Annotated in this window: 11 protein-coding genes and 1 pseudogene; 7 read left to right on the plus strand and 5 right to left on the minus strand. The window is 45.0% G+C overall.

The features are described from left to right. Nucleotides 1-88 precede the first annotated feature (88 nt). A complete protein-coding gene (locus tag AC3A14_RS00480) occupies nucleotides 89-925 on the plus strand; it encodes an ABC transporter permease (RefSeq protein ID WP_318698508.1) in 837 nt (278 codons plus the stop codon). Nucleotides 926-974: 49 nt separating this feature from the next. Here AC3A14_RS00480 and AC3A14_RS00485 read toward each other — a convergent pair whose 3' ends face one another. The 3 genes and pseudogenes from AC3A14_RS00485 to AC3A14_RS00495 all read right to left on the minus strand — a co-directional run bounded on the left by AC3A14_RS00485 (nucleotide 975) and on the right by AC3A14_RS00495 (nucleotide 2129). Continuing rightward, entirely contained in the window at nucleotides 975-1310 is a 336-nt protein-coding gene (locus AC3A14_RS00485) for a XisI protein (RefSeq protein WP_318731982.1), read from the minus strand. Continuing rightward, a pseudogene (locus AC3A14_RS00490) lies at nucleotides 1298-1603 on the minus strand (element excision factor XisH family protein). Before AC3A14_RS00490 ends, AC3A14_RS00485 begins: the two are co-directional and overlap by 13 nt. Next, entirely contained in the window at nucleotides 1581-2129 is a 549-nt protein-coding gene (locus AC3A14_RS00495) for a hypothetical protein (RefSeq protein ID WP_318731983.1), read from the minus strand. The pseudogene AC3A14_RS00490 and the gene AC3A14_RS00495 overlap by 23 nt, the downstream one beginning before the upstream one ends. Nucleotides 2130-2403: 274 nt before the next feature. On the opposite strand from AC3A14_RS00495, the gene clpB reads away from it, so the two are divergent. Genes clpB through hpsE (AC3A14_RS00510) form a run of 3 tightly spaced genes read left to right on the plus strand, consistent with a single transcriptional unit; the run spans nucleotide 2404 to nucleotide 7027 of the window. Beyond that, nucleotides 2404-5052: an ATP-dependent chaperone ClpB gene (gene clpB / locus AC3A14_RS00500; protein WP_318731984.1), complete on the plus strand. Its 2649-nt coding sequence runs from the start codon at nucleotides 2404-2406 to the stop codon at nucleotides 5050-5052. Between the two features lie 11 nt (nucleotides 5053-5063). Then, nucleotides 5064-6038 (plus strand): hormogonium polysaccharide biosynthesis glycosyltransferase HpsE, encoded by a 975-nt coding sequence (hpsE, locus tag AC3A14_RS00505; RefSeq protein ID WP_318731985.1) that lies wholly within the window; start codon nucleotides 5064-5066, stop codon nucleotides 6036-6038. A gap of 14 nt (nucleotides 6039-6052) precedes the next feature. Then, nucleotides 6053-7027 (plus strand): hormogonium polysaccharide biosynthesis glycosyltransferase HpsE, encoded by a 975-nt coding sequence (hpsE, locus tag AC3A14_RS00510; protein WP_318731986.1) that lies wholly within the window; start codon nucleotides 6053-6055, stop codon nucleotides 7025-7027. 126 nt (nucleotides 7028-7153) lie between these two features. Here the strand turns inward: hpsE (AC3A14_RS00510) and secA are convergent, their stop codons facing one another. Together secA and AC3A14_RS00520 are read right to left on the minus strand one after the other, a co-directional pair. Next, nucleotides 7154-9982 (minus strand): preprotein translocase subunit SecA, encoded by a 2829-nt coding sequence (gene secA / locus AC3A14_RS00515; protein ID WP_318731987.1) that lies wholly within the window; start codon nucleotides 9980-9982, stop codon nucleotides 7154-7156. A gap of 149 nt (nucleotides 9983-10131) precedes the next feature. After that, nucleotides 10132-11154, minus strand: coding sequence for a DMT family transporter (locus AC3A14_RS00520; RefSeq protein ID WP_318731988.1), 1023 nt, complete (start codon nucleotides 11152-11154; stop codon nucleotides 10132-10134). A gap of 201 nt (nucleotides 11155-11355) precedes the next feature. On the opposite strand from AC3A14_RS00520, the gene AC3A14_RS00525 reads away from it, so the two are divergent. From AC3A14_RS00525 to AC3A14_RS00535, 3 genes are read left to right on the plus strand one after another with little or no spacing between them, the layout of a single operon-like run. Further along, nucleotides 11356-12303: a LysR family transcriptional regulator gene (locus AC3A14_RS00525; RefSeq protein WP_318731989.1), complete on the plus strand. Its 948-nt coding sequence runs from the start codon at nucleotides 11356-11358 to the stop codon at nucleotides 12301-12303. A 29-nt stretch (nucleotides 12304-12332) separates the two neighbouring features. Further along, entirely contained in the window at nucleotides 12333-13409 is a 1077-nt protein-coding gene (locus AC3A14_RS00530; protein ID WP_318731990.1) for an anthranilate phosphoribosyltransferase family protein, read from the plus strand. A 34-nt stretch (nucleotides 13410-13443) separates the two neighbouring features. Next, the gene (locus tag AC3A14_RS00535) at nucleotides 13444-13893 is read left to right on the plus strand and encodes a universal stress protein (protein ID WP_318731991.1); all 450 of its coding nucleotides are present in this window, start codon (nucleotides 13444-13446) and stop codon (nucleotides 13891-13893) included. The last annotated feature ends 23 nt before the right edge of the window (nucleotides 13894-13916 follow it).

Below are 13916 nucleotides of genomic sequence, written 5' to 3' on the forward strand. Positions count from 1 at the left end.
ATAGGGAGATAGGAGGACACAAAAACGTAACAATTACTCCCCATTCCCCATTCCCCATTCCTCATTCCCCATTCCCCATTCCCTAACCATGACACAATCAATTCAACCCCCTGAAGAAACTATAATCCCTGACTCCTTGGGGTCTAAATCTAAATTTTCCTTTTCCTGGCAAATTGGGTTTACCGTAGTCATGTTTGGGTTTATGTACTTGCCCATTGCCGTTTTAGCCTTTTATAGTTTTAACCAATCTGCTTATAGTGCCAATTGGAAAGGGTTTACTTTTGATTGGTACATGAAGCTGTTCTCGGATGCCAGAATCCTATCCTCTCTGCAAAATAGCTTAATTGTTGCGTTTTGTGCCGTCGGTGCTTCAGCAATTTTGGGAACCCTGATGGCAGTGGGATTAGCCAAATATAAATTCCGAGGGAAATCCCTGTATTTGGGAGTATCTTATTTACCTTTGATTATTCCCGATATTGCGATCGCTGTTGCCACCCTTGTCTTCCTGGCTGTCTTTGCCATTCCCCTCAATCTGTGGACAATTGTAGCCGCCCACATCGTCTTTTGTCTCGCCTACATTGCCCTCGTCGTCTCCACCCGACTCGCTGATTTAGATCCGCATCTGGAAGAAGCAGCCCTAGACTTAGGCGCAACCCCCTTTAACGCCTTTATGCAAGTCCTCTTGCCCCAATTATTACCGGGTATCGTCTCCGGTTGCCTCCTCGCTTTCGTCCTCAGTATGGATGATTTCCTCATTGCCAGTTTCACCGCAGGCAGTGGTTTTAACACCCTGCCCATGGAAATCTTTAGTCGCATCAGAACCGGCGTAAAACCCGATATTAACGCCTTAAGCGTAATCCTGATTGTGATGTCCGGATTAGTGGCATTCCTGGCAGAATTTTGGCGCTATAAGAGTGAAAAATAAACCGGAATTATCGATAATCTGTAGGGGCGAAAAAATTTTCGCCCCTACTCTAATTGACCGGAAATTCGGTATAACGTCGGATATGGGGAAGATAAAATCCCAGGACAATTTTATTTTTGGGAATTCCGGCTCTGAGTAAATCATCGGCGATGCCATCTTCTAAACCATCCTCATGAATCCAAATTTTATCCCCAACTACTTCTATATGCACAATACAACTATGGACGCGCTTTCCCTGCAACTCTCCGACGGTTAACAATACATAATTCTGGCGATCTTCTCCAATAACCAGTTTGCGCTCTAGCCTCCCATGGGCATAGGGCAGTTTTGCGTATTCTACCAGAATATTTTTAATCACTTCATAATAACGATCTAGGGAATCCATTGCACAATTATCTCCTGCTGTTCATCGAAAACGATTAGATTCAGGCGTTTTTTCCTTAATAGAACTTCTCCAACAGATTCTGTAAAAATCTCTTCAAATGCATCTTCTGATATGGCGAGATACAGACTTCTATCTGGATCTGTTTCTTGCATGATATCATAATAGAGAATTTACTGTCCTAACGCCTTTTCTAAGTCATTAATCCGGGATTTGCCAATAAAGCTTTTAACTTCGACAGCAATCTTTTGGTTGTCCTTCTCTGCCGACAGCCTAAAGTCGATTTTCCCAGTAATGGGGTTTGCATTGCCAGTGCATCACCGCCACAATTAAGATTCTGTCTTCCTCTTGAATTTGATAAATAACACTATAAGGAAAACGTCCCATAGAGCCTTGACCACTATGTGGTGAAATTATAAATGTATAAATTCCTGTTTGCTTTAATGTAGCTTCAAATACTATACCATAGTCTGAGTCTTTGCCTAAGCTATTTCCGCTAGGATCGATCACTTCAAAATTTCTCTGTGATCTACCAGAAACGCTAAAAATAATTCGATCCCTAGCTGTTGCTTGCAAACGAAAAATATCAGTGTCTCCTCGTCCTTCTGTTGTACAAACAATACGATCGTCGTAATAAACTGTCATATCTGTGGGTTCGCGATCGCATTGTTTCTCTTCCTGTGCGTAAGCAGGCTTTGAGAACCCATTCGCTAAGGGCTTCAGGAGATTAAATTCTCCAGTCAAGGCTAGTGCTAATGCCATCAAGGTCAATGACAATGTACTAGAAATTGCCCAGATTTTAGATTGATGTTTGATGTTCATTGTAGTTGATTCACCCAATTGATTGAATATTGGTTACAGATAAGTAGTAATCAGGATACAGAGCTATACCATACTTGTACAGAGGGAAATTATTAATTTTATACACCAGAAAGGCAAGTTTTGTAATAATGCTTTACAAATACCGTCAAAAGACAAAACTTTAGCCGGATGGGGTGGGCATGGGGCGAGTTTGCGGCGAGCCTGGTATCTTAAATCAAAGAATTGATCATAATAATAGTAAGCTTAAGCGCGAAGATCGCCCATTACCCTAACCATGCAGCCAACTGATTCATCGAAATTTACCAATAAAGCTTGGGAAGCCATTGTCAACTCTCAGGATGTCGCTCGTCGCGGGAAACATCAGCAGTTGGAAGTCGAGCATGTGGCGATCGCCCTTTTGGAGCAAGGAGGACTGGCTAAAACTATTCTAGAAAAGGCGGGAATTGATCCAGGACGGTTATTACAGCAACTCAACCAGTTTGATAGTCGGCAGAAAACCACCTACAATGTTGACCAACTGTATCTTGGTCGCAGTTTAGATAAGCTCCTCGATGAAGCCGAAAGTGCCCGCCAAGCTTGGAATGATGAATATATCTCCGTCGAGCATATTTTACTGGCTCTTGCCGAAGATCAACGGATTGGCAGGGAATTGGTGCGCCGGTTTAACCGCACCCGCACCCAACTCGAACAAACGATCAAAGACATTCGCGGCAGTCAAACCGTCTCGGATCAAGCCCCAGAAAATAGCTACAACGCTTTGGAGAAATATGGGCGAGATTTGACAGAATTGGCGCGATCGGGCAATTTAGACCCCGTTATCGGGCGGGATGAGGAGATTCGGCGGGTGATACAAGTCCTCTCCCGCAGACGGAAAAATAATCCGGTGTTAATTGGGGAACCAGGAGTAGGAAAAACGGCGATCGCCGAAGCCCTAGCGCAGCGTATCGTTAATAATGAAGTGCCAGAGTCTCTGAAAAACCGGCAACTGATTACCCTGGATATGGGCAGTTTAATCGCTGGAGCCAAATATCGGGGCGAATTTGAAGCCAGACTGCGGGCAGTTTTACGGGAAGTTACCCATTCTGAAGGGCAAATTGTTCTCTTTATCGACGAGCTACATACCGTAGTGGGAACCGGTTCCGGACAGTCGAGTGCCATGGATGCCTCGAATTTACTCAAACCCATGTTAGCGCGGGGCGAGTTGCGCTGTATTGGAGCAACCACTTTGGATGAATACCGCAATTATATTGAAAAAGATGCGGCTCTAGAGCGTCGTTTCCAACAAGTTTATGTCGATCAACCCGGTGTCGAAGATACCATTTCCATCCTGCGAGGGTTAAAAGAGCGCTACGAAGTCCACCATGGAGTTAAAATTACGGACTCGGCGCTGGTAGCAGCCGCGAAGTTATCGAACCGGTATATTACGGATCGCTTCTTGCCCGACAAGGCGATCGATTTAGTCGATGAAGCGGCTGCTAAACTGAAAATGGATATTACCTCCAAACCGGTGGAACTGGAAACTAGAGATCGCCGGATCATGCAATTAGAGATGGAAAAACTCTCTTTGGATGGGGAACAAACCAAAGAACCCCAAGAAAGAGTCAGACGCATTGAGCAAGAAATTACCGAACTCAAGCAAGAACAGAAAAAATTAAACGATCAATGGCAAGGGGAAAAACAATTGATCGATGATATTAATATCCTCAAAGAATTAGAAGACCAGTTGCGCGTGCAAATTGAACAAGCAGAACGAGCTTATGATTTAAATCGGGCAGCGCAACTCAAATATGGAAAATTAGAGAAAACGGAACGGGAGCGGGAAACGAAAGAAGGGCAACTACAACAGCTACAGGAACAAGGTTCGGCTCTATTGCGCGAACAAGTCACCGAAGCCGATATTGCCGAAATTGTCGCTAAGTGGACGGGTATTCCAGTCAATAGTTTACTGGAGTCGGAACGGCAAAAACTGCTACACCTGGAGAGCTATTTACACCAGCGAGTGGTCGGTCAACATGAGGCTGTACAGGCGGTTTCTGAAGCCATACGCCGTGCCAGAGCAGGAATGAAAGATCCCGGTCGTCCCATCGGTTCGTTCCTGTTCATGGGGCCGACAGGGGTGGGAAAAACGGAATTAGCCAGATCCTTGGCCGCCAGTTTATTCGACTCGGAAGAAGCCATGGTCAGAATTGATATGTCCGAGTATATGGAAAAACACGCCATTTCCCGTTTAGTAGGCGCGCCTCCGGGATATGTGGGATACGAGGAAGGGGGACAGTTAAGCGAACAAGTCCGTCGTCGTCCCTATTCTGTGGTGCTATTAGATGAAGTAGAAAAAGCGCACCCGGATGTGTTTAATATTTTGCTACAAGTCCTCGATGATGGTCGAATCACGGACTCCCAAGGACGGACGATTGATTTCCGCAATACGGTGATTGTGATCACCAGTAATATTGGATCGGAGCATATCTTGGATGTTTCCGGCGATGATAGCCAATATGAAGAGATGCGCAAACGGGTACAAAAGGCACTCCGCAAACAGTTTCGACCGGAATTTCTCAACCGCGTTGACGATCTTATTCTCTTCCATGCCTTGGGTAAAGGGGAATTGGGCAATATTGTCCATATTCAACTCAAACGCACTCAGCAGTTGTTAGCCGAACAAAAGATTACGCTGGAAATTACCCCGACTGCGGTTGACCATCTGGTAGAAGCAGGCTACGATCCGGTCTATGGGGCCCGTCCCCTAAAACGGGCGATTCAAAAACAGGTAGAAAATGCGATCGCCACCCGAATTTTAGACAATAGCTTCATCGAAGGCGATATCATTAAAATTGATTGCCAAGAGGGTGCGCTCGCCTTCAGTAAACTTAGTGATGTAATTGTATCTCCAAAACCCGAACCCGTTGCCTCGATCTCCGAGTAAAGAGAGGAAAAATGTCTGTACAATTTACCGTTTCTATCCCCACCTATAATGGCGCAAACCGGTTTCCAGAAGTTTTGGATAAATTGCGCCAACAAACTGGAGTTGATTCGCTCTCATGGGAAATTATCTTAGTGGATAATAATAGTACGGACAAAACTAAACAAATTTTCCAAGAGTACCAAGAAAATTGGGATTTAGATATTCCCTTGCGCTATATCTTTGAGCCACAACAAGGACTTGCCTTTGCTCGACAATGTGCCTTCAAAGAAGCACGAGGAGAGTGGGTAGGCTTCCTTGATGACGATAATTTGCCCTATCCCAATTGGCTGATTTCAGCTTATCAGTTTGGGCAAGCACATCCTAAAGCGGGAGCCTTGGGTAGTCAGGTTCACGGTTTATTTGAATCTCCTCCTTCAGAAGAGCTTAAACCTCTCCTACCTTATTTAGCTCTGGTTGAACGAGGTTCTAAACCCCGACTCTACCCTCCTCAAAATAACCTCCTTCCTCCAGGTGCTGGTGTTGTCATTCGCAAACAAGCGTGGCTAGAAAGTGTGCCGGAAAAATTAACCTTAAGTGGCAGAATCAACGGTAAGTTTATTAGTGGTGAAGATTTAGAGCTATTATCCTACATTCAAAACAAAGGCTGGGATATTTGGTACAATCCAGCGATGGAATTGGATCATAAAATTCCCCCTTGGCGTTTAGAACGAGATTATTTAATTCAGATGTTTCGGGGAATTGGTCTGAGTCGATATGTCACTCGTACCTTGAAGGCTAAGGATTGGCAGAGGGTTTTAATTTATCCCCTCTATATGATCAATGATACCAGAAAGCTTGTCATGTTGCTGTTGCGCTACCGCGATCGCGTCCAATCTGATATCGTTGCAACCTGTCAATTAGAAATTCTCCTCAATAGTTTGAGGAGTCCATTTTATTTGTGGATGCAAGGGTATTTTAATAAGACAATTGATAGGTCTAAAGTTTGAGAGATTCATTACTTATGACAGTAGATTTTACCATTGCAATTATTACTTATAATGGAGCCACAAGGATTCCAGAAGTTTTAGAGTGTTTATTGAAGCAAGAGATAAACTCTATCAACTGGGAAGTTTTAGTGGTTGACAACAATAGCGAAGATAACACTCGCGAAGTCGTTTTGCAATATGGGAAAACTTGGCGTACAGATAGTCAACTTCGTTATACATTTGAGAGTCGTCAAGGGGCAACTTATGCCCGATATCGTGCGGTAGCAGAAGCCAAGAGTAAAAGTTTAATCGGGTTTCTAGATGATGATAATTTACCGAAAGCAAATTGGGTTGCAGAAAGTGTTGATTTTGGCATAAAAAATCCTAATATTGGTGCGTATGGTGGAATCATTCATGCCCAACTGGATATCGATCCACCCAGTTATTTTCGCCAGATGAAAAACTATCTAACCATATGTAATCGCGGTTCTAAGCCTTTCCAATATAAACGCAGCAATAAGATTCGCAGAATTCCCCCTGCACCTGGTGTGGTGATTCGTAAAGAAGCTTGGCAAGAGGCGATGCCTGCTCCAGAAAAATTGTTAATTTCAGGACGAGATCCAAGGACAATGGCTGCGGGTGAAGATGCAGAAATGATGCTTTATATCCAAAATAGTTCCTGGGAAGTTTGGCATAATCCCAAAATGGAGATTTGGCATCATATCTATGCTCACCGCCTACAAGAAGACTATCTTCTGAAGTTAGCTAGAGGTTATGGTTTATCCAATCATTTAACTCGTTTAGCACGATATTATCCTTGGCAACGTCCCTGGTTGCAGTTGCTTCGACCTGCATATTTTATACGTGGTGGTTTAAGAGTGATGATGTTTTATTACAAAAATCGCCATGACTTAGATCATGATTTCTCTAAACAATGTGAGTTGCAATGCAAAATTGGCCAGATGTATAGTCCATTCTTAGGAATTTATACAACTTTGATCCATAAATAATGCTATGACGAGAAACAAGCGCAAATTGGGATTATAGAAAAGAGAATCGCTATCTGCCCACGATAACCTAGAAACTGAGTTTCTGGTGTATTGGGTAGAAACCCAGTTTCTTCTCACGGCTATTATCTAAACGGTTTCCTGTTGAGCGGCTGCTTTGGGTTGTCCTTGGGGTTGGAACTGGAAGAGAGAATAAACTACATTGCGGCGAATGGAAATCATCATCTCTAAGAACAGTTCATAGCCTTCACTCTTATACTCAATCAATGGGTCTTTTTGCCCATAACCACGCAGTCCCACAGACTCTCGCAAGGCATCCATTTGTTGGAGATGCTCTCGCCAGAGGGTATCAATTTGCTGGAGAATAAAGAACCGTTCTGCTTGACGCATTAACCCCGCTTGAATTTGGTCTACTTCTGCTTCTTTCAAGTCGTAAGCAATGCGGACTTGTTCGTGCAAGAAGGTTTTCATCTCCGCAAAACTCAGGTCTTGGAGTTGTTGGGGTTGTAAGTCTCTGAGTAGATAGACAAACTCTTGGACTTTACTCACCAGTTGCCCCAAATCCCATTCTTCGGCGGGCAGTTCTGGGTTAACATAGGCTTCAACTATATCGTCCATGGTTCGTTCGGCATAGGCTATCACTTGTTCTTTCAAGTCTTGTCCTTCCAAGACGCGGCGACGCTCGGAATAAATGGCTCGGCGCTGGTTATTCATCACCTCGTCATATTCAAACACCTGCTTACGGATGTCGTAGTAGTAGGTTTCGACTTTCTTCTGCGCTCCTTCCAGAGAACGGGTGAGCATTCCTGACTCGATGGGCATATCTTCTTCCACGCGGAAGGCATTCATCAGACCGGCCACGCGATCGCCCCCAAAAATTCGCAGTAAGTTATCCTGTAAGCTGAGGAAAAACTTCGTCGTTCCAGGGTCACCTTGACGACCTGCACGACCTCGGAGCTGATTATCAATACGTCGAGAATCATGGCGCTCTGTACCAATAACAAACAAACCACCGAGGTTAATCACCTCGTCATGTTCTTGGTCTGTCAATTCCTCATATTCCGAGCGAATTAGATTAAACACTTCCCGCAGTTTTTGAATCACTGGGTCATTCGTCGGCGCTTTTTCTGCGGCTACCGCTACCTTATCCTCAGCCGTCAATTCCGGTAAAGAGCGCTCACCATACTCTGCTACGGCAAAATCAACAACTTCTTTCAATTTAGCTTGGGTACTCGCCGACAACTCGGTGGGGAAAATCTTCGGGGACACCTTCCAAGTTTTCACCTTCTTATCCAAACTAAACCCTTGGGCAGCCTTCCGTTTACCCGTACCCGCCACTTTCTGCACGCCCAAGCCATCCTCATCTTCCGGCTTCACAATTCGGGGCATAAAATACTCCCGCAACTTCAACCGGGCCATATAATCCGAGTTACCACCGAGTATAATATCTGTCCCTCGTCCTGCCATGTTCGTGGCGATCGTTACCCCCCCTTTGCGCCCAGCTTGCGCCACAATTTCCGATTCCCGCTCCACATTCTCCGGCTTCGCATTCAGCAACTGATGGGGCACACTCAATCCGCTCAACAGCTCTGACAAGACCTCCGACTTCTCCACACTCGTGGTTCCCACCAGAATCGGCCGACCTTCTTGGTAAAGTTCAGCACATTCTTTTGCCACCGCTTTCCACTTCGCTTCCTCTGTTTTATACACCACATCGGCCATGTCTTTGCGCCCTGTAGGTCGGTTGGTGGGAACAATGGTCACCTCTAAGTTATAGATCTTCTCAAATTCCGCTTCCTCTGTTTTTGCCGTTCCCGTCATTCCTGATAACTTGGGATAGAGCAAAAAGAAATTCTGATAGGTAATGCTAGCCAAGGTTTGGGTTTCTGGCTGAATCTCTACATGCTCTTTAGCCTCAATGGCCTGATGCAGTCCATCACTCCAGCGACGACCCGGCATTACGCGACCGGTAAACTCATCCACAATGACAATTTCATCGTCCCGGACAATATAGTTAACATCCTTAATAAATAATTCCTTGGCCTTAATCGCGTTAAAGACAAAATGGGCCCAAGGGTCATCTGGATTAAATAAGTCGGCAACTTGTAAAAATTCTTCAGAGGCAATATATCCGTCATCGGTTAACAGCACATTACGGGCCTTTTCATCGACTTCATAATGGCCATTACCACTTTCCTCATCTAAGGCAACCAAACCTTGGGCCAGTTGAGCCGCTCTAATATACTTTTCACTGGGCCGGTCTACTTGGCCTGAAATAATCAGAGGGGTTCGCGCTTCATCAACTAAGACGGAATCGACTTCGTCAATGATGCAGAAATTAAACGGCCGCTGCACCACTTCAGCCATGGAAGAAGCCATATTATCGCGTAGATAATCAAATCCGACTTCGGAGTTGGTCGCGTAAGTAATATCACAGTTATAGTTTTTGCGGCGTTCTGAGGGGGGCATATTCTGTTGAATCAAACCCACGCTTAATCCCAGGAACCGATGGACTTGCCCCATCCATTCTGCGTCCCGACGGGCCAGGTAGTCATTGACGGTAATCACATGAACTCCTTTGCCGGTGAGGGCGTTTAGATAAGCTGGAAGCGTAGCCACCAGGGTTTTTCCTTCCCCGGTTTTCATTTCTGCAATCTGGCCATCGTGGAGAACCATCCCCCCAATCATTTGTACATCGTAGTGGCGCATTCCCAAGACGCGCTTGCCTGCTTCGCGCACGACGGCGAATGCTTCGGGGAGGATGTCATCGAGTAAGTCTTTTTGTGCTTGCTCAGAACCTGCTTTTTCCAAACTTTGCTTAAATTCTGCGGTTTTGCCCCTCAATTCGTCGTCTGATAGACCTTGAATGTCTTCTTCGTAGAGGCTGATGTCAGAAACGAAGGGCTGATATTTTTTGAGTTTGCGGGTGTTGGGGTCACCAAACAGGTTTTTCAGCATAATCGATGTACTCTACCAGACACTTTGAGGGTAATTAAAAACTTCTCCTCATGGTATCACCTCTAAGATGGGTAATGGGTAATGGGTGATGGGTAATCACCGTATCCCGGCATTCCTATCTTCCTTATCCGCGCTAGGGCATAGGGATATTACATGCCTTTAAAGCCAACGGAGCGGTCTAGTCCAGAAGCGGATAGGGGTTTGGGAGAAGGGGGAGGAGAGAGACGATTAAGGCCGATTTGGTTGATAATGATGGCGATCGCAATGACTGAGCCGCCGATATACTGGCCGAGGGTGGGAACTTCTCTGACAATGAGATAGGCAAAGACTATGGCAGCTAAGGGACTGAAGGCATTAACAAGGGAGACTTCGGACGCATTGCTGAGTTTGAGTCCTTTGAGCCAAAAAAATTGCCCGCCAACCACGATGATGGCACTGTAGATTAACATCCATTGCCAAATTACAGGGGCAAAAACATCGGTAAAATGAGACCAACCAAAGAGTTTGACTACGATCGTGAAGAAAATTAGGGTTCCTAGGGTGGTGCGATAGAGGCTAAAAAAACCGAGAGAAATGTGTTGTAGGGTAATTTTACTGATTATAGTGGCGATCGCCGTGGCTACTGCTCCAGCAATGACCAGCAATTCCCCAACTCCGATCTCGAATGTTGCCATGTCCACCATCGAATCTGAAGCAGGTGCAATGAGTACGGTTAACCCAACTCCGATAAAGCCCAGGATAGCCCCAGCAATTACCCAAAGATTGACTCGTTCTTTAAGAAATAGAACGGATAAGGCTAACGTCAGTGGCGGTTCAATTCTGCCAATCAGGATTACATTACTGACGCTGGTTTGATCTAAAGCCCAAAATATAAGGGCTGGCCCTAATGCTCCTGATAATAGGGCAATCAGGCTTAAGAATACCCAATCTTTGCTCTTCAGTTTTTTCCAGGGATGGGTCTGGATTTCTTGACGATAGAGCAGAGTTAAAATAATCAATGCCCAAATATTGCCGACCAATAAGACATTACAAAAAGAGATAGGATTTCGACCGTTAATCAGGTGTTGTTCTCCTAAGTTGATGATTTGACGAGTGACTGAACTGGAGGCAGCAAAAATCAGGGTTGCTAAGATTAAATAAATGCGTCCTGGAAGGCGATCGAGGAGATTCATCGGGAATGGGGAATGGGGTGAGGGTTGCCCTGTCGATCCTATGTTAGCGTCAGTAGAATAAATTTTCTCCAAGTCATACCCATTTTGAATTTTTACTTTTTAATTTTTAATCGATCAATTGTAGTCCTAAATACCAAATATAGGTGTAATGTTCGCTAAGGTTCTAAGATAACTTAGACTTAGGGATAGGCTAGGCAGCCTATGCGTTTAGAGCAATTACAAGCATTTTTATCCGTTGCTAGAACTGGAAACTTTCAACAGGCAGCTCATGAGTGTGGGGTCACTCAATCAACGATTAGCCGACAAATTCAAGGATTAGAGGCAGATTTGGGAACGGCCTTATTTCATCGTTCTTCGATCGCCAAATTGACAGTGGGTGGAGCCGTTCTACTTCCCCATGCTCGACGCATTTGCCAAGAATGGCAAACGGCTCAACAGGAAATCTCGGAACTGTTAGCGGGAAAGCAACAGGAACTGTGTGTCGCCGCCATTCCTTCCCTTTGTTCGTATGGTTTACCTCTCGTTTTACAGCGATTTTGTTGGTCTCATCCAGATGTTCAGTTACGCGTAACAGCTTTAGGGAGCGATCGCGCCTTGAAAGTGCTTAAAGATGGTTTAGTAGACTTAGCGCTCGTTATGCAAAATCGTTTTTTAACCACTAGTGCTGAGTTAGTGGTCGATCCCCTCTTTGAAGAAACTATTGCTGTGCTAATGGCAGCGGATCATCCTTTACGTCAAGAACAAGGGTTATCTTGGGAAGCAATTTCCCACTATCCGCAAGTACTATTTAAGGATGGATATGGGATGCAACGACTGGTTCATGAGCAGTTTAGCAAACACAATCTTCACTATCGAGCCGTTTTAGAACTCAATACCTTAGACGCTTTTCGAGGGGTGATTCGCCAAGGAGAATTCCTGGCTATTTTACCTGAATCAGCCATAAGATTAGCCTGTGAAGATCCCGGCGTGATTTCCTGTCCCCTACAACCGAGTGTTCATGATGGGGGAAAACCTCTAACGCGTAATGTGGTGTTAGTCACCACTAAAGATCGGCTGCAAATTCCCCCTATTGAAAAGTTTCGTACCTTAGCCCTAGAATGTATTCCGCCTCAATTTGCTCGACAAGCAATAATTGCAAGTGGAAGATAAATTAGGTAATCGGTAATAGGGAATAAATTATGAGTCATTCTTTCCGAGAACTGTTAAAAAAAGTAGGGAGTGGCCCCCATACTGGAAAACTACTCACTCGCACAGAGTCGGCCCAAGCCGCACGACAGATGCTACTTCAAGAAGCCACACCGGCTCAAATTGGTGCATTTATGATTGCTCACCGAATGAGACGACCGACACCAGAAGAGTTAGCTGGAATTTTGGATACTTATGACGAGTTGGGTCAAAAATTAAGTCCACGTCAGGACGGAGAAAAGGTAGTGGTTCTGGGAATTCCCTACGATGGGCGATCGCGCTTAGTTCCAGTCAATATCATTACCGTCCTCATGCTCAACAGGGTGGGTATCCCCGTGATTCTCCATGGAGGAACTCGGATGCCCAGTAAATATGGCATTCCCCTGATTGACCTGTGGAAAGGATTAGGCGTAAATTGGGAATCACTTTCTCTAGATCAAACTCAGGAGATTTTTAACCAAACGGGTTTAGGATTTGTTTATCTACCTCAGCATTTTCCGAGAGCTGATGGTTTAGTTTCATTCCGGGAAGAAATTGGTAAACGGCCGCCTTTCGCAACCATTGAACTGATGTGGTGTCCCTATTCTGGGCCCGTTCATCTAATGACTGGGTACGTGCATCCTCCGACAGAAACCCTATTTAAACGAACTTTGGTTCTACGTGGAATTGAGCAACTGACGACCATCAAAGGCTTAGAAGGAAGTTGCGATCTCCCCCTGTCTCGGACTGCTATTACTGGACTTAGTGGCGATCGCTCTGTTGAGATTTCAGGGACTGAGAAGCCAGAAATCGTTCTCGAACGCTTCTGTATTAACTGTCGAGATTATGGATTGACTCCATCCGATCTGTCCTTAGAATCAGAAGAGATGGCGATCGCTTCCCTAAAGGCCATTTTAGACCATCAACCCACCCCTCTCTTAAACTCTGCAATCTGGAATGGTGGATTTTATCTCTGGCGCTGTGGGTATTGTGATAGCGTAGAGACGGGTTTATCCATGGCTAAAGATCTCCTCTCTGGAGACCAAATCGCTAAAACTCTGGAAAACCTGCGCAAACAGGTCAATCCTTAAGCCATAACCCTATTCCTTATGATTCGGTTTCTCTATGAAAAAGATAGTTGTTGCCCTAGATTTTTCTGACCAAACCTCTGAAATTCTCGCCCATGCTCAGACTTTTGCCCAAATATTCCAGAGCAAGCTATGGCTCATTCATATTGCCGATCCAGAACCAGAATTTATCGGTATGTCCACCGGGCCTCAAGACCAAAGAGACCGTCTAGCCGAAATCTACAAAAATGAACATCATCACATTCAAGAAGAAGCTAAATCGCTACGGGATCGAGGATTTGAGACAGTGGGGTTATTACTTCAAGGCCAGACTGTGCCAGCCTTGTTAAAAGAGGCGGAAAAATTAGGTGCTGATTTAATTATTGTCGGTTCCCATGGGCGCAGTGGTCTGCAAAAATTTCTCTTCGGGAGTGTAAGTCAAGAAATTTTGCCTAAAGCTCCCTGTCCAGTTTTGGTTATTCCTCCCAAGGAAGAACTCGCACAGTAAGTTTTGAGAAAGTTTTGGGAAAC

The organism is Roseofilum sp., from assembly GCF_982964205.1.

Bases quoted from the DNA above. Each gene is read 5' to 3' on its own strand.
- AC3A14_RS00525 (WP_318731989.1), top strand. From the start codon at position 11,356: ATGCGTTTAGAGCAATTACAAGCATTTTTATCCGTTGCTAGAACTGGA.
- AC3A14_RS00520 (WP_318731988.1), bottom strand. From the start codon at position 11,154: ATGAATCTCCTCGATCGCCTTCCAGGACGCATTTATTTAATCTTAGCA.
- hpsE (WP_318731985.1), top strand. From the start codon at position 5,064: ATGTCTGTACAATTTACCGTTTCTATCCCCACCTATAATGGCGCAAAC.
- AC3A14_RS00480 (WP_318698508.1), top strand. From the start codon at position 89: ATGACACAATCAATTCAACCCCCTGAAGAAACTATAATCCCTGACTCC.
- AC3A14_RS00495 (WP_318731983.1), bottom strand. From the start codon at position 2,129: ATGAACATCAAACATCAATCTAAAATCTGGGCAATTTCTAGTACATTG.
- hpsE (WP_318731986.1), top strand. From the start codon at position 6,053: ATGACAGTAGATTTTACCATTGCAATTATTACTTATAATGGAGCCACA.
- AC3A14_RS00485 (WP_318731982.1), bottom strand. From the start codon at position 1,310: ATGGATTCCCTAGATCGTTATTATGAAGTGATTAAAAATATTCTGGTA.
- AC3A14_RS00530 (WP_318731990.1), top strand. From the start codon at position 12,333: ATGAGTCATTCTTTCCGAGAACTGTTAAAAAAAGTAGGGAGTGGCCCC.
- clpB (WP_318731984.1), top strand. From the start codon at position 2,404: ATGCAGCCAACTGATTCATCGAAATTTACCAATAAAGCTTGGGAAGCC.
- secA (WP_318731987.1), bottom strand. From the start codon at position 9,982: ATGCTGAAAAACCTGTTTGGTGACCCCAACACCCGCAAACTCAAAAAA.
- AC3A14_RS00535 (WP_318731991.1), top strand. From the start codon at position 13,444: ATGAAAAAGATAGTTGTTGCCCTAGATTTTTCTGACCAAACCTCTGAA.